Annotated in this window: 24 protein-coding genes and 1 pseudogene; 12 read left to right on the top strand and 13 right to left on the bottom strand. The window is 64.7% G+C overall.

The window, feature by feature from the left end; genetic code table 11:
* Positions 1-282: 282 nt before the first annotated feature.
* From OVY48_RS22130 to OVY48_RS22175, 10 genes are all read left to right on the top strand, one after another.
* A complete protein-coding gene (locus OVY48_RS22130; RefSeq protein WP_313924470.1) occupies positions 283-1,773 on the top strand; it encodes an agmatinase family protein in 1,491 nt (496 codons plus the stop codon).
* A 181-nt stretch (positions 1,774-1,954) separates the two neighbouring features.
* On the top strand, positions 1,955-2,803 hold the full coding sequence (locus OVY48_RS22135; RefSeq protein WP_313924471.1) for an urease accessory protein UreD: 849 nt from the start codon (positions 1,955-1,957) through the stop codon (positions 2,801-2,803).
* A gap of 4 nt (positions 2,804-2,807) precedes the next feature.
* Positions 2,808-3,110, top strand: coding sequence for an urease subunit gamma (locus OVY48_RS22140; RefSeq protein ID WP_043154324.1), 303 nt, complete (start codon positions 2,808-2,810; stop codon positions 3,108-3,110).
* A 115-nt stretch (positions 3,111-3,225) separates the two neighbouring features.
* Positions 3,226-3,531 carry an urease subunit beta gene (locus OVY48_RS22145; RefSeq protein ID WP_313924472.1) on the top strand — a complete coding sequence of 102 codons (306 nt, stop codon included), beginning with the start codon at positions 3,226-3,228 and terminating at the stop codon, positions 3,529-3,531.
* A gap of 97 nt (positions 3,532-3,628) precedes the next feature.
* Positions 3,629-5,341 carry an urease subunit alpha gene (ureC, locus tag OVY48_RS22150; protein ID WP_313924473.1) on the top strand — a complete coding sequence of 571 codons (1,713 nt, stop codon included), beginning with the start codon at positions 3,629-3,631 and terminating at the stop codon, positions 5,339-5,341.
* A gap of 127 nt (positions 5,342-5,468) precedes the next feature.
* The gene (gene ureE, locus OVY48_RS22155; protein ID WP_313924474.1) at positions 5,469-5,969 is read left to right on the top strand and encodes an urease accessory protein UreE; all 501 of its coding nucleotides are present in this window, start codon (positions 5,469-5,471) and stop codon (positions 5,967-5,969) included.
* Positions 5,920-6,639, top strand: a complete 720-nt coding sequence (locus tag OVY48_RS22160; RefSeq protein WP_313924475.1) for an urease accessory protein UreF — start codon at positions 5,920-5,922, stop codon at positions 6,637-6,639. The genes ureE and OVY48_RS22160 overlap by 50 nt, the downstream gene beginning before the upstream one ends.
* Positions 6,636-7,289 (top strand): urease accessory protein UreG, encoded by a 654-nt coding sequence (gene ureG / locus OVY48_RS22165; protein WP_313924476.1) that lies wholly within the window; start codon positions 6,636-6,638, stop codon positions 7,287-7,289. The genes OVY48_RS22160 and ureG overlap by 4 nt, the downstream gene beginning before the upstream one ends.
* Positions 7,289-10,648: an ATP-binding protein gene (locus OVY48_RS22170; RefSeq protein WP_313924477.1), complete on the top strand. Its 3,360-nt coding sequence runs from the start codon at positions 7,289-7,291 to the stop codon at positions 10,646-10,648. Before ureG ends, OVY48_RS22170 begins: the two co-directional genes overlap by 1 nt.
* Complete coding sequence (locus tag OVY48_RS22175; protein WP_069064956.1) at positions 10,645-11,568, top strand: DNA-binding response regulator; 924 nt, start codon at positions 10,645-10,647, stop codon at positions 11,566-11,568. Before OVY48_RS22170 ends, OVY48_RS22175 begins: the two co-directional genes overlap by 4 nt.
* A 233-nt stretch (positions 11,569-11,801) precedes the next feature.
* Here OVY48_RS22175 and OVY48_RS22180 read toward each other — a convergent pair whose 3' ends face one another.
* The 5 genes from OVY48_RS22180 to OVY48_RS22200 all read right to left on the bottom strand — a co-directional run bounded on the left by OVY48_RS22180 (position 11,802) and on the right by OVY48_RS22200 (position 14,624).
* The gene (locus tag OVY48_RS22180; protein ID WP_313924478.1) at positions 11,802-12,791 is read right to left on the bottom strand and encodes a threonine/serine dehydratase; all 990 of its coding nucleotides are present in this window, start codon (positions 12,789-12,791) and stop codon (positions 11,802-11,804) included.
* Between the two features lie 35 nt (positions 12,792-12,826).
* On the bottom strand, positions 12,827-13,264 hold the full coding sequence (locus OVY48_RS22185) for a PleD family two-component system response regulator (RefSeq protein ID WP_083217070.1): 438 nt from the start codon (positions 13,262-13,264) through the stop codon (positions 12,827-12,829).
* Entirely contained in the window at positions 13,261-13,689 is a 429-nt protein-coding gene (locus tag OVY48_RS22190; RefSeq protein ID WP_313924479.1) for a hypothetical protein, read from the bottom strand. The genes OVY48_RS22185 and OVY48_RS22190 overlap by 4 nt, the downstream gene beginning before the upstream one ends.
* Before the next feature lie 50 nt (positions 13,690-13,739).
* Complete coding sequence (locus tag OVY48_RS22195; protein WP_096061478.1) at positions 13,740-14,087, bottom strand: hypothetical protein; 348 nt, start codon at positions 14,085-14,087, stop codon at positions 13,740-13,742.
* A 78-nt stretch (positions 14,088-14,165) separates the two neighbouring features.
* Entirely contained in the window at positions 14,166-14,624 is a 459-nt protein-coding gene (locus tag OVY48_RS22200; RefSeq protein ID WP_069064959.1) for a helix-turn-helix domain-containing protein, read from the bottom strand.
* A gap of 395 nt (positions 14,625-15,019) precedes the next feature.
* Here OVY48_RS22200 and OVY48_RS22205 point away from each other — a divergent pair, with 395 nt between their 5' ends.
* Positions 15,020-15,646 carry a glutathione S-transferase family protein gene (locus OVY48_RS22205; RefSeq protein ID WP_313924480.1) on the top strand — a complete coding sequence of 209 codons (627 nt, stop codon included), beginning with the start codon at positions 15,020-15,022 and terminating at the stop codon, positions 15,644-15,646.
* Positions 15,647-15,760: 114 nt separating this feature from the next.
* On the opposite strand, the gene OVY48_RS22210 is transcribed toward OVY48_RS22205, so the two are convergent.
* Entirely contained in the window at positions 15,761-16,510 is a 750-nt protein-coding gene (locus OVY48_RS22210) for a Bax inhibitor-1/YccA family protein (RefSeq protein ID WP_037474800.1), read from the bottom strand.
* Between the two features lie 139 nt (positions 16,511-16,649).
* Here OVY48_RS22210 and thpR point away from each other — a divergent pair, with 139 nt between their 5' ends.
* Complete coding sequence (gene thpR, locus OVY48_RS22215) at positions 16,650-17,207, top strand: RNA 2',3'-cyclic phosphodiesterase (protein ID WP_069064961.1); 558 nt, start codon at positions 16,650-16,652, stop codon at positions 17,205-17,207.
* 33 nt (positions 17,208-17,240) lie between these two features.
* On the opposite strand, the gene OVY48_RS22220 is transcribed toward thpR, so the two are convergent.
* The 7 genes and pseudogenes from OVY48_RS22220 to OVY48_RS22250 form a co-directional block, all read right to left on the bottom strand.
* On the bottom strand, positions 17,241-17,780 hold the full coding sequence (locus OVY48_RS22220; RefSeq protein ID WP_313924481.1) for a superoxide dismutase family protein: 540 nt from the start codon (positions 17,778-17,780) through the stop codon (positions 17,241-17,243).
* 477 nt (positions 17,781-18,257) lie between these two features.
* A pseudogene (locus OVY48_RS22225) lies at positions 18,258-19,333 on the bottom strand (OmpA family protein).
* A gap of 200 nt (positions 19,334-19,533) precedes the next feature.
* The gene (locus OVY48_RS22230; protein ID WP_313924482.1) at positions 19,534-20,031 is read right to left on the bottom strand and encodes a DUF2793 domain-containing protein; all 498 of its coding nucleotides are present in this window, start codon (positions 20,029-20,031) and stop codon (positions 19,534-19,536) included.
* Positions 20,032-20,061: 30 nt separating this feature from the next.
* Entirely contained in the window at positions 20,062-20,559 is a 498-nt protein-coding gene (locus OVY48_RS22235; protein WP_313924483.1) for a hypothetical protein, read from the bottom strand.
* Positions 20,546-20,767, bottom strand: coding sequence for a hypothetical protein (locus tag OVY48_RS22240; protein ID WP_313924484.1), 222 nt, complete (start codon positions 20,765-20,767; stop codon positions 20,546-20,548). The genes OVY48_RS22235 and OVY48_RS22240 overlap by 14 nt, the downstream gene beginning before the upstream one ends.
* 176 nt (positions 20,768-20,943) lie before the next feature.
* Entirely contained in the window at positions 20,944-21,201 is a 258-nt protein-coding gene (locus OVY48_RS22245) for a hypothetical protein (RefSeq protein ID WP_313924485.1), read from the bottom strand.
* Positions 21,146-22,270 (bottom strand): phage tail protein, encoded by a 1,125-nt coding sequence (locus OVY48_RS22250; protein ID WP_313924486.1) that lies wholly within the window; start codon positions 22,268-22,270, stop codon positions 21,146-21,148. The genes OVY48_RS22245 and OVY48_RS22250 overlap by 56 nt, the downstream gene beginning before the upstream one ends.
* Between the last annotated feature and the right edge of the window lie 36 nt (positions 22,271-22,306).

The following is a 22,306-nucleotide window of genomic DNA, read 5'->3' on the forward strand; positions in this document are numbered from 1 at the left end:
GGCGGCGCTACCGGAACCACCAAAGCGCCTCGATAGGGCGTTTGACGTAGGGCCGCGCGTCAGCCCGCTGCTATCGTCTTGCCCGGGATTGCTCGCAGGAGTCCCGACCACGTAGGCAGACGATAATCGCCGCTCCCATGGCCGCTGCCAAGACCCGGACCTTGCACGTAAGGTCCGGGTCTTTTACCCAGCCGCTACGTCAATCACCCCATTTGCCAGACGCGCACCCCTGCCCTAGCCTGCCGGGCAGAATGGACCAGGGTTCGGGGGAATGAGATGACGATGAAACGCATGGCGCTGGGCGCATTGCTGATGGCGACGGTAATTTCCTCGGCGGCGGTGATCGCGCAGTCCGACAAGCCGACCATTCCCCCCGCGCTGGAAGCCAAGATCAAGGATTTGCCCAAGGCGAAGCGCGAGTTTCTGACATCCGACCCGGCCGAAATGTTCGCCGGTTCCTACGACAAATTGTTCGAGCGGCTGGCGACCAAAAGCCCGCAGGAAATCGACGCCTATATCGAAGCGATGATGGACGCGGTCGAGGCGTCGAAATTCAATGCCAAGACGGACATGGCGGCGATCCCGCTCGATACCGACAATGAGAATTTCAACGGCTGGAAACTGCGCCGCCCGTCCGGCCTTGATCCCAAGCGCGAAGCCGGGCCGTTTGAACTGAGCTATTACGCCAACGGACGCGGCGGCGGCGTCTATGGCGGCGGCATCGCCACCTTCGCCGGCGCACCCGTCGCGATCTTCCCCGAAGATCTGGTCGCGGGCAAGGTGGACGTGGCGATCGTCGGCGCGCCGCTCGACATGGGATCGGGCTATCGCGGCGCGAAGGGCGGGCCGTCGGCCATGCGGACCCAATATGGCGCAGGCGGGATCGATATGTACACGATGGTCGATCCGTCCAAGGAATTGAAGATCGTCGATTATGGCGACATCGCCATCGACAATATGTCGACCGAACGCACCGTCGCCCATGTCCGCGAGCGGGTCGCCGAAATCGCGCGCACCGGCGCGCTGCCCTTCATCGTCGGCGGCGACCATAGCCTCGAATATAGCGATGTCGCTGGCCTGGCCGATGTCCATGGCAAGGGCAGCTTCGGCGTCGTCCATTTCGATTCCCACTATGACGCGGGCAAGGGCGGCGTGCATTTCATCACCCATGGCGCGCCCGTCTATCGCGCGGTCAAGGAAGGCCATGTCCTGGGCAAAAATTACATCCAGGTCGGCCTGCGCGGCCCCTGGCCCGAAAAGGAAGGTTTCGAATGGATGCGCGACAATGGCGTGCGCTACCATGCGATGCCGGAGATCGAGAAAAATGGCTGGGCCGCGACGATGGAGCGGGCGCTGAAGGAAGCGCGTGAGAGCGGCAAGAAGATCTTCATCTCCTTCGACGTGGATGTGCTGGACCCGGCCTTCATCCCCGGCACCGGCACGCCCGTCCCCGGCGGCCTGACGATGCGCGAAGCGATCCCGATCGTGCGGCGGCTTTGCGCCGAAAATGAACTGGTCGGCTTCGAAATCGTCGAACTCGCCCCCGTGCTGGACCCGACCTATCGCAGCGCGCTCAACGCCAATTTCATCATGCACGCCTGCCTGACCGGCGTAGCGATGCGCAAGAAGGGCATCCGGCAGACGGGCTTCCTGTCCGACCTGACGACTGAGCATGGCCAGCCCTTCTACGGCGAAAAGGCCGCAAAAGACGGCAAGACCGAAAAAGTCGATCCAACTTATGGGCGGGGTGGGCGGCGGCGTCCGACCACCTGATCACGCACCACCCAAACACGCAATCCCGTTCCCCGGCGAAAGCCGGGGCCCAGGGCCACATGACACAGCGCTTGGGACTCTGGACCCCGGCTTCCGCCGGGGAACAGTATCGCCGCTATCCCCCACCCCATACGTCATATACCCCATGTCCCGACTACCCGCGCCTGATCAGATGGTGTCCATGACCGTGCAACGCGCCATTACCGTGCCTCCCAAGTCCCGGCACCAGCGCGTCGATGGCCGCGCCATGGTGGCGTTCGGGCCGCGCGGCATCCGCGACATGATGCAGGTCGCGCCCGCGCGGCTGCTGTTCCCCGAAGGCCGCGATGGCGATTTTCCGCTAGCCGTCACCGTCACCACCTGCGGCGGACTGACCGGCGGGGACCGGCTGGCGCTCGACATCATCGTCGATCCGGGCATGTGCGCGACCATCGTGCCGCAGGCCGCCGAAAAGCTCTACCGCGCGCTGGACGAGGATGAACCCACCCGCATCGACACCAGCATCGCCATCGGCGCGGGCGCGACCTGCGAATGGCTGGCGCAGGAAGCGATCTTGTTCGACCGCAGCCGCATGCGCCGCACGCTGAGCGCCGACATGGCCCCTGATGCTCGAATGCTGGCGATGGAAATGCTGGTGCTGGGACGCGGCGCGATGGGGGAGACCTATCAAAGCGGCCTGATCCACGATAGCTGGCGCATCCGGCGCGGCGGGCGGCTGGTCTGGGCCGACGCGCTCCATATCGAGGGCGACTTCGCCACCGCCGGCCGGGCGCCCTTCGGCTTTGGCGATGCGAGCGCGGTCGCCACGCTCGTTTATGCGGGGCCGGACGCCGCCGACTATCTCGACCTCGCCCGCACGCTGGTCGAAGCGCCCACCGGCGGCGCGACCAGCTTCGACGGCTTGCTGATCCTGCGCCTCACCCGCAACGATCCCCACGCGCTGCGCAAGGATGTGATGCGCGCGGCAGGCGTGTTGCGCGCCGCGATATTCGGCCTATCGCCCTCCATGCCCACCATCTGCTATTGTTGACCCCATGAACCTGACAGGACGCGAAAAAGACAAGCTGCTGGTCGCGATGGCCGCCATGGTCGCGCGCAATAGACTGGCGCGCGGCGTCAAGCTCAACCATCCCGAAGCGATCGCGCTGATCACCGACCATGTGGTCGAAGGCGCACGCGACGGCCAGTCGGTCGCCGCCCTGATGGCCAGCGGCGGCCACGTCCTGACCCGCGACCAGGTGATGGAGGGGATAGCCGAAATGATCCACGACATTCAGGTCGAAGCGACCTTCCCGGACGGGACGAAACTTGTCACCGTGCATCGGCCGATCCGGTGATGGCTATTACGCCCCCAACACCGTTCGCCCTGAGCTTGTCGAAGGGCCTTTCTTTCTTGCAGAAAAGGGCAGGGCTTCGACAAGCTCAGCCCGAACGGTTGCGGGGGTGGACAGCATGATCCCCGGCGAAATCCTCCCCCTCCCCGGCGACATCGTCCTGAACGAAGGCCGCACCCCCATCACCCTCACCATCGCCAATAGCGGCGACCGGCCGATCCAGGTCGGCAGCCATTATCATTTCGCCGAAACCAACCCGGCCCTGCTGTTCGACCGCGACGCCGCGCGCGGCTATCGCCTCGATATCCCGTCAGGCACCGCCGTCCGCTTCGAACCCGGCCAAAGCCGCGACGTGCAGCTCATCCCCTATGCCGGCGACCGCATCGTCATCGGTTTCCGCGGTGATGTGATGGGGGAATTGTGATGGTCGGCGTCACATCAGCCGTTCGTTTCGAGCGAAGTCGAGAAACGCTCGCACGCCCGTTTCTCGACTTCGCTCGAAACGAACGGAAGGTCGCCTCATGCCCATAACCATGTCCCGCCGCGCCTATGCTGGCATGTTCGGCCCCACCGTTGGCGACCGCGTGCGGCTGGGCGACTCCTCCCTCCTCATCCGCGTCGAGGAGGACCGCACCATATATGGCGAGGAAGTGAAGTTCGGCGGCGGCAAGGTGATACGCGACGGCATGGGCCAGAGCCAGATGTCCCGCGCGGACGGCGCGCCCGACACCGTCATCACCAACGCGCTGATCCTGGACCATTGGGGGATCATCAAGGCGGACGTGTCGATCCGCGACGGCCGCATCGCCGCCATCGGCAAGGCGGGCAACCCGGACGTCCAGCCCGGCGTCACCATCCCCATCGGCCCCGGCACCGAAATCATCGCGGGCGAAGGCCGCATCCTGACCGCCGGCGGCATCGACGCGCACATCCACTTCATCTGCCCGCAGCAGGTGGACGAAGCGCTGAACGCAGGCATCACCACGATGCTGGGCGGCGGCACCGGCCCTGCGCACGGTACGCTGGCCACCACCTGCACGCCGGGCAGTTGGCATATCGGGCGCATGTTGCAGGCGCTGGAAACCATGCCGATGAATTTCGGCCTGATGGGCAAGGGCAATGCCAGCCAGCCAGCCGCCCTGGTCGAAATGATCCGCGCCGGTGCCTGTGGCCTCAAACTGCACGAAGATTGGGGCACCACGCCCGCCGCGATCGACTGCTGCCTCTCGGTCGCGGACGACTATGACATTCAGGTCGCGATCCACACCGATACGTTGAACGAAGCAGGCTTCGTCGAAAGCACGATAGGCGCGTTTGCGGGCCGCACCATCCACGCCTTCCATACCGAGGGCGCAGGCGGCGGCCATGCCCCCGACATCATCAAGCTGGCGGGCCTGCCCAATGTCCTGCCATCCTCCACCAACCCGACCCGGCCCTACACCGTCAACACGATCGAGGAACATCTCGACATGCTGATGGTCTGCCATCATCTCGACCCGCGCATCGCCGAGGATGTCGCCTTCGCCGACAGCCGCATCCGCAAGGAAACCATCGCGGCGGAGGATATTCTCCACGATCTGGGCGCTTTCTCGATGATGTCGTCGGACAGTCAGGCAATGGGCCGTGTAGGCGAAACCATCATCCGCTGCTGGCAGACCGCCGACAAGATGAAGCAGCAGCGCGGCAGCCTAGGCACCGACGACGCCGACAGCGACAATTTCCGCGCCAAACGCTATATCGCCAAATATACGATCAACCCGGCCATCGCCCACGGCATCAGCCACATCGTCGGCTCGATCGCGGTCGGCAAACTTGCCGATCTGGTCCTGTGGTCCCCCGCCTTCTTCGCGGTCAAGCCCGACATGGTGATCAAGGGCGGCAGCATCGCCGTCGCACCGATGGGCGACCCCAATGCCAGCATCCCCACGCCCCAGCCGGTCCATTACCGCCCGATGTTCGGCGCCATGGGCCGCGCGGGCTCACTGTCCGCGGTGCATTTCGTGTCGGCGGCGGGGATCGCCGACGGCATCGCCGAACGCCTCCACCTCGCCCGCCCGCTCGAAGCCGTGCGCAACACACGCAGCGGCATCGGCAAGGCCTCTATGATCCTCAACGACGCCATGCCGCATATCGAGGTCGACCCCGAAACCTACGAAGTCCGGGCGGATGGGGAATTGCTCACCTGCGAACCAGCGAGCGTGCTACCGTTCGCGCAACGATATTTCCTGTTTTGACAAGCTGCCCTAACCACCCTTCACCCGTCATCCCCGCGAAGGCGGGGACCCATCTCCGGACCTCGCGTCTGGAGACAGGGTGGGAGATGGGTTCCCGCATTCGCGGGAATGACGGAGTGATTACATCATGCTGACCGCCCACGAAGTCCTGCCCCACGGCCACTGGTCCGGCCCCGCCGCCGACCATATCACGCTCGACCATGATGCGCGCCATCGCCGCCGCTGGGTCTACACCGCCGACCATGGCACGCTGTTCCTGCTCGACCTCGCCCGCGCGACGGTGCTGGGCCATGGCGATGCGCTGCAACTGTCGGACGGCCGCCTGGTCGAAGTGCTCGCCGCGCCCGAAGCACTGGTCGAAGTCACCGCCGCCGACCCCTCCGCGATGATCCGCCTCGCCTGGCATATCGGCAACCGGCATCTGCCCGCCGAATTGCACCCCCACGCCATCCGCCTGCGCGACGATCATGTCATCAACGCCATGCTCGAAGGGCTGGGCGCGACCGTCACCAAGATCAACGCCCCCTTCACCCCAGAAGGCGGTGCCTATTCCGGCGGCGGCCATCACCATCACGGCCATGATCACGATCACCACCACGATCACCACGCCCACGACCATGCTGGCTGACGCCGCCCTCCACCGCCTGCTCGCCTGGACCTCGCCCTCCTATCCGGTGGGCAGCTTCACCTATAGCCACGGCCTCGAAACAGCGGTCGAGGATGGCCGCATCACCACCGCCGCCCATGTCACCGCCTATGTCGAAGCGGTGCTGGCGCGCGGCGGCGGCTGGATCGATGCGGTGCTGTTCGTCCACGCCTACCGCGCTGCGCACGATGACGCCGCCTTCGACGCCCTCTCCGAGCTCGCCGCCGCCTTTCGTGGCAGCAGTGAAACCGCGCTCGAAAGCCGCCAGCAGGGCGGCTCCTTCCTCTCGGTCACGCGCAAGGCCTGGCCTCACCCCGCGCTCGACGCCTTCGCCGCGCGCAACGGCGATCACCCCATGGCCCATGCCATCGTCATGGCGCTCGCCTGCGCCGTCCACGCCATCCCGCTCGAACCCGCGCTGCACGGCTGGCTCCACGCCACCGCCGCCAATCTCGTGTCCGCTGGCGTCCGCCTTGTGCCGCTCGGCCAGACCGATGGCCAGCTGGCGCTAGCCGCGCTATCCCACGCCATTCCTGCCATTGCAGAAAAGGCGCTCGTCACCCCGCTCGAAGACCTCGGCACCGCCGCGCCCGACCTCGAACTCGCCTCCCTGTCCCATGAAACCCTCTACACAAGGTTGTTCCGCTCATGACTCCGGTTTCTCTTGGTCACAACGGTCCCCTGCGCGTCGGCATTGGCGGCCCGGTCGGCTCCGGCAAAACCGCGCTGACCGACCGGCTGTGCAAGGCGATGCGCGACCATTACAACATCGCCGCCATCACCAACGACATCTACACCCGCGAGGATGCGGAGTTTCTCACCCGCTCCGGCGCGCTGGTGCCTGAACGCATCATGGGCGTGGAAACCGGCGGCTGCCCGCACACCGCCATTCGCGAGGATGCCAGCATCAACCTCGCCGCCGTCGACACGATGCACCGCAAATTCCCTGGCCTCGAACTCATCTTCATCGAAAGCGGCGGCGACAACCTGGCCGCCACCTTCTCGCCGGAACTCGCCGACATCACCATCTATGTCATCGACGTATCGGCGGGCGACAAGATCCCGCGCAAGGGCGGCCCCGGCATCACCCGCTCCGACCTCCTCCTCATCAACAAGATCGACCTCGCCCCGCTGGTCGGCGCGGACCTGGGCGTGATGGACCGGGACGCAAAGAAAATGCGCGGGCAGCGCCCCTTCCTCTTCACCAACCTCAAAGACAATATCGGCCTGCCCGCCGTCATCGACTTCATCGTCGCCACCGGCGGCCTGCGCCCTTATCCCGCAGACACCGCCGCCCTCTGATGGACCGCGCCGCCTATGTCCTGCGCGAAAAGCGGCTCTACAATAAGTGGGTCGCCAGCCAGACATTGGAGGATTATGCCCTGCGCTACACCGCCGACAGCGCCCGGCGCTGGTCGGCGGGGCAGGTCGCCAACACCGCGATCGGCGCGACCGCCTTCCTCGCCTGCGAAGCGATCGGCGCATCGATCACCCTGACCTACGGCTTCGCCAACAGCGTCGCGGCCATCGCCGCCGCCGTCGCGCTGATGTTCGTCATCGGCCTGCCCATCGCCTACCATGCCGCTAAACATGGCCTCGACATCGACCTGCTGACCCGCGGCGCAGGCTTCGGCTATCTCGGCTCGACCCTCACCTCGCTCATCTATGCCAGCTTCACCTTCCTGCTCTTTTCGGTCGAAGCGACGATCATGGCGGTCGCGCTCACCGCCATGACCGGCATGCCGATGAGCGTCGCCTATCTCGTCAGCGCGCTCGTCGTCATCCCCATCGCCCTCTACGGCATGAGCGCCATCACCCGCTTCCAGATCGCGACCCAGGGCATATGGATCGTGCTGCAAGTCGCGCCGATCGCCTATATCCTCTGGTCCGGCCCTTCCGCACTGGCGGAATGGTCGCGCTTCACCGGCCAGCTTGGCGCGCCCGATGGCAGCGTCAGCCTGCTCTATTTCGGCTTCGCCCTCTCTACCCTCCTGTCCCTCCTGCCCCAGATCGGCGAGCAGGCGGATTATCTCCGCTTCCTGCCCAGCGCGAAAAAGATCGGCAAAGGCAAATGGTGGGCCGCTATGCTCGCGGGCGGCCCCGGCTGGACGCTGATCGGTGGCATGAAGCTGCTGCTCGGTTCCTGGCTGGCCCATTATCTCATCGGCGGCGCGGCCTCGGCCAGCGACGCCGCCAATCCAACGGCGATGTTCCAGACCATCTTCACCGCCATGTCGGGCCATGCCGGCCTGTCGCTGGTGCTGACTGGCCTGTTCGTCATCATCTGCCAGCTCAAGATCAACGTCACCAACGCCTATGCCGGGTCCATCGCCTGGTCCAATTTCTTCGCCCGCCTGACCCACAGCCACCCCGGCCGCGTCGTCTGGCTGATCTTCAACGTCCTCCTTGCGCTGCTGCTGATGGAGGTCGGCATCTTCGACGCGATCGAGGCGATCTTGATCCTCTACGCCACCGTCGCTGCGGGCTGGATCGGCGCGCTCGCGGCCGACCTCATGATCTCCAAGCCGCTCGGCCTGTCCCCTGCGGGCATCGAATTCAAGCGCGCCCATCTTTACGACATCAACCCCGTCGGCATAGGCGCGATGCTGCTGTCCATCCTCGTGTCAGGCAGCGCGCATCTGGGCCTGCTGGGACAATTGGCGCAGGCCTTCGCACCGGTCATCGGCATGGCCGTCGCCTTCACCGCCGCGCCCGTGATCGCGCTAATCACCCATGGTCGCTATTATATCGCCCGCCGCTCGCACTGGGCCGAGGGCGCGGAAACCAAGACCTGCATCATCTGCGAAAATGCCTTTCAGCCCGTCGATATGGCGCATTGTCCGATGTATGCCGCGCCGATCTGCTCGCTCTGCTGCACGCTGGAAGCGCGCTGCCATGATCGCTGCAAATCCGACAGCCGCGCCACGCAGCAGGCCGCGCGCTGGCTCGAACGGCTGCTGCCCCAACGCATAGCCCGCTATGTCCATACGCCGGTCGGCCATTTCATCGCCGTCATGGCCGCCATCACCATCGCCAATGCTGCCTTGCTGGGCGGCATCAACTGGCAGATCGGCAGCCGGATGCCGGACATTGCGGCGGAGATGTCCAGCCTGATGCTCGGCCTCTTCCTCCTCTTCTCGCTCATCGGCGGGGTCATCGCCTGGATGATCGTCCTCGCCCACCAAAGCCGCCGCACCGCCATGCAGGAAAGCGAGCATCATGTGCAAAAGCTGATGGAGGAAGTGATCGCCCATGACGTCACCGGCGCGGAACTGCAAAAGGCCAAGGAAGCCGCCGAATCCGCCAATGCCGCCAAGAGCCGCTATCTCGTCAGCGTCAGCCACGAAATCCGCTCGCCGCTCAACAGCATCTACGGCTATGCCCAGTTGATGGAGCGCGGCCACGACATCGCGCCCGTCGAAGCCGCCAAGATCATCCGCCGCAGCGCCGAACATCTGACCAATCTGGTCGAAGGTCTGCTCGACATCAGCCAGGTCGAAAGCGGCGTGCTGCGCATCAGCAGCGAAACCGTCCGCCTTGCCCCCTTCGTCGATCAGATCGCCAACATGTTCCGCCCGCAGGCCCAGTCCAAGGGCATAGAATTCCTGTTCGAGCGGCCCGAAAAGCTGCCCGATTTCGTCCGCACCGATCAGAAGCGCCTGCGCCAGATCCTCATCAACCTGCTGTCGAACGCGATCAAGTTCACCCGCACCGGCTCGGTCACCTTCCGCGTCGCCTATCGCAGCCAGATGGCGACCTTCGACATCATCGACACCGGCCTTGGCATCGCGCCCGACGACTTGAAGCGCGTGTTCGACCCCTTCGAACGCGGCAGCAACCCCGACGCACAACGGCAAAAGGGCATCGGCCTTGGCCTCTCCATCACCCAGGCGCTGGTCCAGATATTGGGCGGCGACCTCTCGGTCGTCAGCGAAGCCGGCAAAGGCACGCAATTCACCGTCCGCCTGATGCTCGGCCATGTCGCCAACCCGATCGAGGACGCGCCCCCAGTGGACCGGATTTCCGGCTACGTCGGCGACCGGCGCAAGGTGCTGTTGATCGATGATGACCCGTCGCAGGTTGCGGTGCTGCGCGGCCTGCTCGAACCGCTTGATTTTACGGTGATGGAGGCGCTCAGCGGTCGCGCTGGCTTGGAGATCGCCAAAAACAACGCGCCCGATATCGTACTGCTCGACATCTCCATGCCCGGCGAATCCGGCTGGGACATCAGCCGGGCGCTACGCGAAACATTGGGCGGCAAAGTGCGGATCATCATGGTGTCGGCCAACGCCCATGAATATCATCGCGGCGGCGACGGCCGGGCGGCGCACGACATGTTCCTCATGAAGCCCGTCGATCTCGATGCGCTGCTGGACGCCATCGCCGATCAGTTGCATATCCGCTGGACCGGTGACGCACCGCCACCCGAAACCCCCGCGCCCGACGACCTTCTCCTGCCCGATCTGCCGGAGGATGCGCTGCCGATCCTGGCCGATATCGAACAGAAAGCGATCATCGGCCATGTTCGCGGCATCGAATCGAGCATCCGCGCGCTGGAACAAGCCGTGCCGCAAGCGCAGCCGCTCGCCGCCCGGATGCTCGCCCATCTCGACCGTTTCGACCTCAAGGGGCTGATAAAAATCATAAGGGCCATAAAATGACCACCCCGACGCCGCGCTCCGATACCGTCCTCGTCGTGGACGACACGCCCGAATCCCTGCGTTTCCTCACCGACACGCTGGAGGCCGCGAACATCTCTGTCCTCATCGCCACCAGCGGCGAAGCGGCGCTCGAACTGCTCGACCATGTCGTCCCCGACCTCATCCTGATGGACGCAGTGATGCCCGGTCTCGACGGGTTCGAAACCACCCGCGCGATCAAGCAATTGCCCCAGGGCGCGCCGGTGCCGATCATCTTCATGACCGGCCTCACCGAAAGCGAGCATGTCGTCCATGCGCTCGAAGCGGGCGGCGTCGATTATGTCCGCAAGCCCATCGTGGTCGAGGAATTGCTCGCCCGCGTCCGCGTCCATATGGCCAATGCGCGCCAGACCCAGGGCGGCCATTATGCGCTCGACGCCACCGGCCGCAATCTTATCGCCGTCGGCGCGGATGGCGCGCTCTCCTGGCGCACGCCGGGGGCCGACAAGCTCATGGAAGCGCTGGAACCGGCCTGGTCGCGCACCGACACCGCGCTGCCCGCCATGCTCCGCGCGCCGGTCGCCCGCCTCCTGCCCGACGACCTGCCATCGGGCACCACGGTCAAGACCGAAAGCCCAGGCGGCGATACCGTCGAACTCATCATCGTCGGCCGCCCCCGCCGCGACGAAGTGCTGATCCGCCTCAACCATCTCGACCCGCTCGCCGACATCGCCCGACTGCAAAGCCATTTCGGTCTCACCCAGCGCGAAGCCGAAGTGCTGCTCTGGATCAGCTATGGCAAACCCAACCGCGTCATCAGCGAGATATTGGTCATCAGCCCGCGCACCGTGAACAAGCATCTGGAACAGATTTTCGAGAAATTGGGCGTCGAAACCCGCGCCGCCGCCGCCGCCTTCGCCGTCCGCGTTATCGCCCACTGACGCTACCGCTCGTACCTAGAGCGTGATGACTTTACTCAGAACCGTTCGTCCTGAGTAGCCATTGAGCGAAGTCGAAATGGCGTATCGAAGGATATAGAGCGCAGCCGGCCCTTCCCTTCGATACGGGTCTTCGACAAGCTCAGCCCCTACTCAGGGCGAACGGAGTGATGCTACTTAAAGTCATCATGCTCTAGCCCCGTTCGTTTCGAGCGAAGTCGAGAAACGCGCGCGCCTCAATCCGTCCCGGTCAATATCGCCGCATAGTCCACCGGATCGACATTGCTCCCCGACAGTACAACCACGCTGACCCCGTCGGTCGGCGGCGCAAGCCCGTGCATCACCGCCGCCAGCGCCACCGCCCCGCCAGGCTCGACCACCAGCTTGAGCGTGGAAAAAGCAAAGCGCATCGCCGCGCGGACCTGCCGGTCAGTCACCACCAGCCCACCCGTAACCAGCGCTTTGTTGATGGGGAAAGTCATCGCGCCCGGCATCGGCGCCTGCAACGCATCGCAGATCGACCGCGCGTCCGCCGCCACCGCCTCGCGCACGCCGCTGCGCAGCGACCGGGCGGTATCGTCAAACCCCGCCGGTTCGACGGTATAGATGGCGGCGTCAGGCACTTGCGCCTTCACCGCCGTCGCGATCCCCGCCGTCAGCCCGCCGCCACCGCAACAGACCAGCACCTGCCCCAGCGTCGCGCCAGCATCCTTGACCTGCTCGACAATCTCCAGCCCGACCGTCCCCTGCCCGGCGATGATGAACGGATCGTCGAACGAGGGCACCAGCGTCGCGCCCCGTTGCTCCGCCAGCGCGGTCGCGATCGCCTCGCGGCTCTCGCGCAGCCGGTCATAGGTCACGACCTCCGCCCCCAGCGCGCGCGTATTGGCCAGCTTGATCGCGGGCGCATCGGCAGGCATCACGATGGTCGCCGCGATGCCGAGCAACTGCGCGGCGTCAGCGACACCCTGCGCATGATTGCCCGAAGACCAGGCGACCACGCCCGCCGCGCGCTCTTCCGCATTCAGCCGCGCCAGCCGGTTATAGGCCCCGCGGAATTTGAACGATCCGGTCCGCTGCGCGCCCTCGAACTTGAGCAATACCCGCCCACCGCATAGCGCGTTGAGCCGATCATTCTCGATCAGCGGGGTGCGGACGGCCGCCGCCGCGATGATCCAGGCGGCGTCGGAAATGTCGGCGGGGGTGATGGCAAGCGGGTCTGTCATGCCGCATCCTAGCGCCATGATCGACCCGCACGCAATCAGTGCATCGCGCTCCAGCGATCGGCCATCAAGCGAATGTCGATCGCCAGCGACAGCGGATTGAACGGCTTGCTCAACACCCCGGCGGGGTCGAGCGCACGCATTTCCTCTTCCGCCTCATGGCCCGAACTGTCCGTCAGAAAAATGACCGGCATGTCCGCAAAGGCGGGATCGCGGCGCAACCGCCGCAATAATTCCGGCCCGCTCATGTCCGGCAATCGATAATCCAGCATGAGAATGTCCGGTCGCGCGTGCTGCGCCAGGCACAGGTCGATCGCTGCCGCGCCGCTCGGCACGCTGCGGATGGTCATGCCGGTGTCCAGCAGCGTCGCCATCTCGACCACCAGCCGCATGTCGCTGTCATTATCGACATGCAATATTCGATAGCTTTGGCTCATCGCCACGGACTTTCCAGATAGGGGATGCAGCCGCGTCATGCCGCGATCATCCTGCCGCGCCGCCGCCGGAACCGGCGGTCGAGGACGATCCCGCGCAGCATGAACAGCTGCATCGGTATCGCCCATAAATTATGCAGCCCTTGATAGACTTTGGGCGTCAGTTCGGGCTGCACCAATGTCGTCACATGGATCGCCACCGCCAGAAACTGGCAGGCGGTCGACCAGAGCGGCCAATGGTAGTCGCTGCGCAAACTCAGCCATAGAAAGGCGACCAGACACGCCGCATCCACCTGCAACAGCGAATAGGCGGTGACTTGCCAATTGGGCTGAATAACGGTGACGAGTACGCCCGCTACCGTCTTGAACAAGATGATGGCGGCACCCAAGCGCCCGGTCATGCCGCCCTTTGCCGCTGCATAGAGGCAGCAGCAAAGAGTCATGATCCAATAGGTCAGAAGCAGCATGGCCGTGGGGTCACTTCATGGTCACAGGCACCGCATCATTGCGGATCGGGTTAGGCGACCTCACGCAGCTGCGCTTCCTCGACGAAAGGCAACGGACAGATCGGCCCGACCGTGCAGCCAATCTCCACTTTGCGCAGATTGGATTCCATCTTCATCTCGATCAGCTTCTGATGCGCGCTGACGAAGGCGCCGCGGCCCGCCACGATGGTCGAAAAGCCATTGGCGATATCTTCCAGCACCGGCTGCGTCATCGCGTCGTTCAACTGCGCGTCGCTGAACGCTTCCAGCACGTCGGTCGTCAGCATCGACAGCTTCTTGAGCGCCCCGTCGATCGCATTATGCGTGCGGCCGATATCGGTCACGACACGGCGGGCGAGCATCGGATTATAATCAGGCATGGCATATCCCCTCGCGGAACCGCACGGCTCCACGTTGCTAGGTTGAAAAGATGGAAAGGTCAGGCGGCGTCGTCAGGGTCAGGACAGGACGACAAACGCACCCTTGCTGATGATGATGATCGCCGTCGCGGTGATCATCAGGAAAAAGGCAATCCGGGCTATCGCATATAGCCTCTGCTGAACGGTCAGGTCATTCGTCTTGCCTCCGATGGGCGGCAGGCCGATCCGTTCGACTAACGTCACTGGCTCGGCAGCCGGTAGGTCCACAATGGAGGAATCCTGCGGGTCATCAAGGCGGGACGGCTTTAATTCAAATTGTTTGAACGGCTGCGCGCTCTCCGCATCCATCAGGATACGGGCCGCATCGCGCCGATTTTCCGCGCCCAGCGTGACGCGGGCGCGGTGGATATATTGATCGACCGTCTGGTGCGACAGGCCGACTTCAGGCGCGATTTCCTTGGAGCTGCGTCCGCTCGCGGCGAGGCGCAGGCATTGCTTCTGCACATCGGACAGCTTGGCAATCCGATCTTCCAACATGCGTCTCCCCTGCATCTGCTGCGACGGTACGGGCCGGGCCTGGATCATAAAGGAATACCATGAAGCATGAGCAATATCGCGACTTATTAACGCCTGACCCCTTTCCTATCTCTGAATCGCGCCGGGAAAAATCGGAAAATTCGGACATATTACGCATGGCCCGTCCCCCGACTGGGCATCGTTGCGAAATGCGGATCGCATACGAGTCATCGTCATTCCCGCGAAGGCGGGAACCCATCTCCCAACCTTCGGTCTTTCGATAGGGCCTGAGATGGATCCCCGCCTTCGCGGGGATGACGAAAAACCTGTAGATCCTGAACAGCGCAACGATCCCCCGACTGGTTCCGCCGCCGCTCTTGCCGCATAGTCGTCGCCGTCCTTCAGGAGTCGATCCCATGACCAGCCTCACTTTCTACACCAACCCCATGTCGCGCGGGCAGATCGCCCGCTGGATGCTGGAGGAAACCGGCGTCGCTTATGACACGGTCATTCTCGACTATGGCACGACCATGAAGGCGCCCGACTATCTCGCCATCAACCCGATGGGCAAGGTGCCCGCAATTCGCCATGGCGATACCATCGTCACCGAATGCGCCGCCATCTGCGCCTATCTCGCCGACGCCTTCCCGGCCGCCAATCTCGCCCCACCCACCGATGCGCGCGGCGCCTATTATCGCTGGCTCTTCTTCGCCGCCGGGCCGCTCGAAGCTGCCATCACCAACAAGGCGATGGGTTTCGTCCTGCCCGAAGGCCGCGAACAGTCGGTCGGCTATGGCACGCTCGACGACGTGCTGCAGGCTTTGGAACAAGCAGTTTCCGTGCCCCAATGGATCTGCGGCGACCAATTCACCGCCGCTGACGTCTATGTGGGGTCGCAGGTCGATTGGGGTCTCGCCTTCGGCACCATGCCCGCAACACCCGCGTTGACCGCCTATGCCGAACGTCTACGCACCCGCCCCGCCTATCAACGGCAAAAGGCGATCGACAACGCCCTCATCGCCAAAATGCAGAAGCCAGCCTGATCGATCCCGTTCGTGTCGAGCGAAGTCGAGACACGCTGTCGCGCGCAGGTCCAAAACGAAAAGGCCCGGCGGATCGCTCCGCCGGGCCTTTTTCTATTCTCTCAGCGCAGTCGATCAGTCGCGGCTGCCGCCCATGAAGCGCAGCAGGAACAGGAACATGTTGATGAAGTCGAGATAGAGGTTCAGCGCCCCCATGATGACCGTCTTGCCCATCATGTCCGTGCCCTGGACATAGGCATACATGCTCTTGATCTTCTGCGTGTCATAGGCCGTCAGACCCGCGAACAGCAGCACGCCGACGCCGCTGATGACCAAATCCATCACGCTCGACTGGAGGAACAGGTTGATCAGCATCGCGACGAACAGCCCGACCACACCCATGATCAGGAAAGTGCCGAATGCCGACAGATCCTTCTTGGTGGTGTAGCCGAACAGGCTCAGGCCCGCGAAAGCGGCGGCGGTCGCAAAGAAGGTCTGCGCGATCGACGTGCCGGTATAGACCAGGAAGATCGACGAGAGCGACAGGCCCATCACCGCGGCATAGGCCCAGAAAAGCCCCTGCGCAGCCGCCGTCGACAGCTTGTTGATGCCAAAGCTCAGCACCATCACGAAAACCAACGGCGCGAACATGATGACATATTTCAGGATGCCGGGACCGCCCAGCACCTGCGCGGCCATGCCGCTCGACGCAAACAGCATCGCGACGACGCCAGTCAGCAAGACGCCGCTCGCCATATAATTATACACCGACAGCATATAGCTGCGCAGTCCGGCGTCGAACGCCGCGCTACGGTCAGCGGTCGCGCCGCCAAAGCCCGCCATATTCGAACGGGTGTCGGAACGGGGGTCGGACCAGTTGGCCATGAAATTCGTCTCCTTTGTCGGTCATCCAATGCCGACACCTCTATTATCGCCCTTTTGCCCGGCATATTCAAGTCCGGGGTGCAGCAGCATTCTTACGTTACAATTGGCGCGGGCGTTCGCTAAACGCTATCACGGCCCCATGCATCGCCTGTTCGTCGCCGTCCGCCCTCCTGCCAGCCATCGTGCCGCGCTGCTCGCCATCATGGCGGACGTAGCCGGTGCCCGGTGGCAAAGCGATGCCCAACTCCATCTCACCCTGCGCTTCGTCGGCGAAGTGGATCGTCATCGCGCCAACGACCTTGTCGATGCGCTCCGCCTGATCCGCTTTACGCCCTTCGACGTCGCTGTCGCGGGGGTCGGCCTCTTCGATCGCAAGGGCGTGGTCGACACCCTGTGGGCCGGGGTCGAACCGCGCGATCCCCTCGCCAGCCTGCACCGCAAGATCGACCGCGCCTGCGTCGCCATCGGCTTGCCGCCCGAAGGCCGCGCTTATCGGCCGCATATCACGCTGGCGCGCTTTGGCCGGGGCGGCGGTCTGCTCGACCCGTTCCTCGCCCGCCACGCTGCCTTGACCAGCCCGCCCTTTGTAGTCGACAGCTTTGCCCTGTTCGAAAGCCATCTCGGCCATGACGGGGCCAGCTATCACGCGATCGCCCGTTTCGGCGCCCATGTCGGCGAAGGCGATTTCCAAGATTGAAGCGCGGCAGGCCAGGCCCGCCGCGCCACAGCATCACTTGGCGGCGATAACCCCGCAGGCGATGCGCCCGCCCGCATTACCGGCCGGATCGCTCTTATTATCGTCCGCCTGCGCATGAATCACGACCGCCGCGCCATCGGCATCCATCAACGGCATCGCCCCACCGCTGATCATGCCGCCCGCAACATGATATTCGATCTCGCCCGTGCCGTCCGGTCCGGCCAGCATATTGGGCATGTCGCCCATATGCATACCCGCCGGATTATCCTTGCCATGCTGGCGATTGGTCGGGTTCCAGTGGCCGCCCGCGCTGGTGAAATCGGGGCCGGTGCAGGTGCCCGTTGTGTGGATATGGACAGCATGCGTGCCGGGCGTCAGGCCCATCGCCTTGACCACGACATGCAGCCCATCGGCCGCCTGCGTGATCATCGCCTCGCCCCGCGCGGCGCCGTCGCCCGCCATCAGCTTGGCCCCCGCCATCGGCGCGGCGCTCGATGTGCTGTCCGACATGGTGGCACAACCCGTCGCGGCCATGGCGAGGGGAAGGGCGAAAAGCAGGGGCTTGAAATGCATAATATACTCCCGGTGAGACGATACTGACTGGGCGAACGCTACAACAGGTCATTTTGTTGCAAATCATCGCCCCTTGTCGTGACGCATACGGAATAAAGATAGCAGACACAGACCGCCAGCGCGATTTACTGTCGGCACGACCAGATACCCATCCGCCATCTCAGCCCGCGCTTCCCGGTCCAGGGTTGGCAACACCATGGAAGCAAACCACCCCGCTCCCGGCTATCCGTCGACCCCGATCGTAACTGATAGATCCCATTCCCCGGCGAATGCCGAGGTCCAGTCCGGAGCATGGAACCGGCTTCGGCCGGAGCACAACGTCCAATGGTCTCTTCACTGCGCTCAGCCATCAGACAAGGCGATCTCGCCTATGCCGCGCCCGAACCACTCGGCACCCACAACTCCAGACGCAAAGAAAAAGGGGCTGGTCTTGCGACCAGCCCCTCATCCATTCTCCATCCCGAAGGACGGAAAATCTTACATGCCCGAACCGGGACCGTAGGTGATTTCCACGCGACGGTTCTGCAGTTCGCGAACGCCGTCGGCGGTTTCGACGCGGGGGTTCGTTTCACCGAACGCCTGGGTCGTCATCACGCCGTCAGGGATACCCTTCGACGCCATGTATGCCTTAACGGCGTCAGCGCGACGCTGCGACAGACCGACGTTGTACGAAGCCGAACCCGACTTGTCCGCATAACCTGCCAGCATGACCTGGGCGCTGCCGCAGTTGCTGTAGGCCGAAACCGCGTTGTCCAGGATGGTGGCGGCGTCAGGCGTGACGTCCGACTTGTCCCATTCGAAGAACACGATGTACGGTCCGGGGCTGCATTCCGCGACCGGAGGCGGCGGCGGAGGAGGCGGCGGGGGCGGCGGGGGCGGCGGCGGGGCGGCGGAGGAGCCGCTTCAACCGGTGCACCGAAGTTGTAGGTCAGACCCAGCAACAGGCTGTGCGTGCGCAGCAGGGTGTCGGCGGTCGAACCGGCCTGGCCATAGATGCTCTGATAAGCCGGGATCAGCTTGATATCGTCCTGGTTGAAGAAACGATACTTGAGCGAAACGTCGACATTGTTGGTGACGGGGTAACGCACGCCGGCCAGAGCCTGCCATGCAAAACCGGTGTCGCTGTCGTTGACGATGTCCGAAGCGATCTTGGCGCGCGAAACGCCAACACCACCGCCGACAAAGCCCTGCAGGCCGTCATCGGGACCGAAGTCCAGCAAACCGTTCAGCATGAACGACAGAGCCGAAGCCGCGCCGCCGAAGCCGCCGCCGGTACGATCGAAATCGATCTTGGCGCGCTTGTAGGCCGCTTCGGCCTCCAGGCGGAAACCACCAAAGTCGTAGCCGATGTTGGCGTCGACGTCATAACCCTTGTGGTAGTCGATCGCAGGAACGACCGAACCGCCGGGAGGGACAGCCGAGAAGGTCATGTTCTGGTCTTCGACCAGGAGCACACCGGCGTCTACGCCAATGTACCAGCTGTCGTCACGTGCCATAGCCGGGGTGGCCAAGGCAGTGGTAGCAAGAGCAGCCGCGAGGGCAAGCTTCCGCATCTGAATTCCCCTTTCAAAAGTGTCACGAAGGACTGCTGAAACCCTGTATCGGGAAGAAGGTTTCATGGCAAGTCCACAAATAGAGAAACCGTTGCAAAAATAGCGCAGTAGCACGCTGTTCGTGGACGGTTCAGGCTATTTGACATCCCCCTAATGCTAAAAGGTAAACATCCCAACAAAAAAATGGGATTGTTACAGAATTACGAATGAATGAGGCCATGTGCCCGCAAAGCAGTCAGCAGCAAGGCGATGCTATTACGCGCCTGCGCGTCGATCGTTTCGCCCCCGGTCGGGGCTGCGATTCCCGGTTGCCGCGTCCCGACGACTTTCAGCTCGTCGATATACAGCCCGTCGCCCCGCTCGGCAGCACCGCGCCACGCACTGCCATCATGCTGCAGTGCATGATCGCGATCCGCCACCAACAGCCGCAATCCCGCCTGCGGAGCGATAAATCGCCATCCGCCGTCGGTCCATAACGCCACCGCACCGTCATACCCGTCCCACGCCCCCGCCGCCTCCTCAGCGACGATCCAGCATTGGCCGATTTCCGGCGCAACCGGCGGGCTGGCCAGGTCCGCGCTCTGCGCGACCCCGTGAACCAGCGCGTCGATCCGCACCAGCGCCTCATTGTGGAACATTTCCTTTTGCGCCTGCCCGGCGAACAAAAAGGGCAAGGCCCATCGCGGCGTTCCGTCCATATCCCGTCTCCCGATAAAGTCCCGCCAATGTCAGGCGGTAAAATCGATCCGCGCCGCCCGCCCGATCGCCCGCGTCCCCACCTGCCGCACGTCCAACACCAGCGCGCGCCCAGCCACCCCGTCCGCCGCGATCATCGCCGCATCATACTGCCATTGCGGCATCGTGCTTTCCGCCGCCCGCGCCACCGCCCCGCCATCCAGCACCGTCACCGCATAGCGCTCGCTCTCCTCGCCCAGCGGCACGTCGCCCCCGCTCGCCCAGCGCCACCCGTTGCGGCTGCGCCGTGTCCAGCCGAACGCCCAGCCGTCCGCCGTCGGCTGCGCGGTCAGATGCACCGGCGCAGGCGGCATCACGGCGTCACCGCCGATCGTCAGCATCGCCGCCACCGGCACCGCATCGCCGCGCCCCACCGCACGCACCTCGACCATCGCGCCGATCTCGCCCTGCCCGCCCAGCGCCGTCAGCGGCTCGACCAGCCGATCCTCCTCGATCAACAGGAAAGCCTCGCCCGCCTCATGCCCCGCCATCGCCCCATTCGGTCCCGCGCAGCCCCCGCCGCAACCCGCTCAGCACGAACCGCCCAGCCCCCCAGCGCCTCGACGCGCCGGCAAACTGGATCAATCGCGCCCGACCAGGCACAGATCCGTCCTGCGCCAATCCCGCCTCATCGGCCGGAAACACATCCATATCATCGGCCAGCAACGCGACGGTCAGCGCATGACGCGCATCCACCAACACCGCGCTCCCCGACCGGCAAGGCCGTCTCCGCTGCGCCGACCACCGCGCGCGGCGCACTCGGCCCGATCGGCACCGCCTCGCCTGTCCTGCTCATCACACGAACAGCGCCGCGCTGCGCCACCCCACGCCCCCCGCTCGCCGCCGCCACGATCAACGGCCCATCGGCCAGCCCTTCACGCACGGCGGCAATTCGGCGAGCGCCAAATGCGTCGCCCCATGCGGGGCGCATCCACCTGGCGCACGATCGCGCCGGAGGACGCCGCGCCCGGCATCATCGGCCCGGCCCCCGGCACCTGGCGCGCCAGCGCCAGCCGCACCGCCATGCCCTCCCATTCGCGCTCCTCGATCCGCCACAGCCCCGGCGCATCGTCCACGCTAACCACCGCGCCCACCGCCAGCGCCAGCGCTGACCAGTCGCACCGCAGCGTCATCGTCGCCCGCCCGGCCCATCCTGCCTGCAACCGCGCACCCGCCAGGCCTGCGCTGCGCCTCCGCCTCCAGCACGGCAGGCAGCGGTTCGACGCCGCGCTCGCCCCGCCCCGGCCCCGGTCGCATCACCCGCTGCACCCCCTGATAATCACGCGCGCCATCATAATGGCGCGGCGATAGCGCCACCGGCACCGTCTCGGCCGCCGCCGCCGATCGCTCGACCGCGTCCATCGCCCGCCCATTGACCCGCCGCACCAGCATCGCGCCATCGACATGCGCGGCTGCTACGCCACCCGCCACCGCCAGCCGCAATCCCCCCGCATCGCTCTGCAACGCCAGCCCATGCACCTCGCTCAGCGCCGCAATCGCCTCACGCACATCGCCGCCGCTCGCCGCAAAGCCCGCCACTTCGGGCAGCCCCTCGCCGCCAAGCGCCCCGTCGCTCAAATCAGCGGCAATCGCCCCCACCGACACCGGCCCCACATCCGCCACCACCTCGAACGTCAGTGACGGAATGCGATTGCCATAATCGGCCAGCGCCAGATCCTCGAACAGCACATAAGCCATCCCCCGATGTGCGGGCGTCATCGCCACCCCTTGCGCCGACGCGATCAGCGGATCGACCGGCTGGTCCTCGCCGCCCTGATGCACGCGAAAGGCCGACAACTCGGTCTTGAAATCCCCCGCCGCCCCGCGCAGCAAATTACCATCGGCCCAGATCCGCCCGATCGACCCGATCGCCCGCGCCGACAACGCCACCGCAAAACTCGCGCTATAGCTATAGCTGGCCACGCTCGACCGCCCCTTGCCGCCACCGCTCTTGCTGCGCACTTCCTTGAGGTCGGTCGCCCAGATCACCGTGCCCGCCACCCGCATCGTCCCGAACAGGCGCGGAATTTGCGCGCCATAGGTCGATGTCTGGATTTGCAGGTCGGGCAGGCGCGGCCCCTCGCGCCCCTTGGGCTTGAACAGGATTTCCCGGTCGATCACATTGCCCAGCACCGCGCCGATCGCCGCCCCGATCGGCCCGCCCAACGCTGTCCCCACCGCCGTCAGCACCACCGTCGCCATGACCGCTTCCTTTATATTTCAGTAAAACCGTTCGTC

It is taken from the genome of Sphingobium sp. SA2, from assembly GCF_032227065.1.
GTDB lineage: Bacteria > Pseudomonadota > Alphaproteobacteria > Sphingomonadales > Sphingomonadaceae > Sphingobium.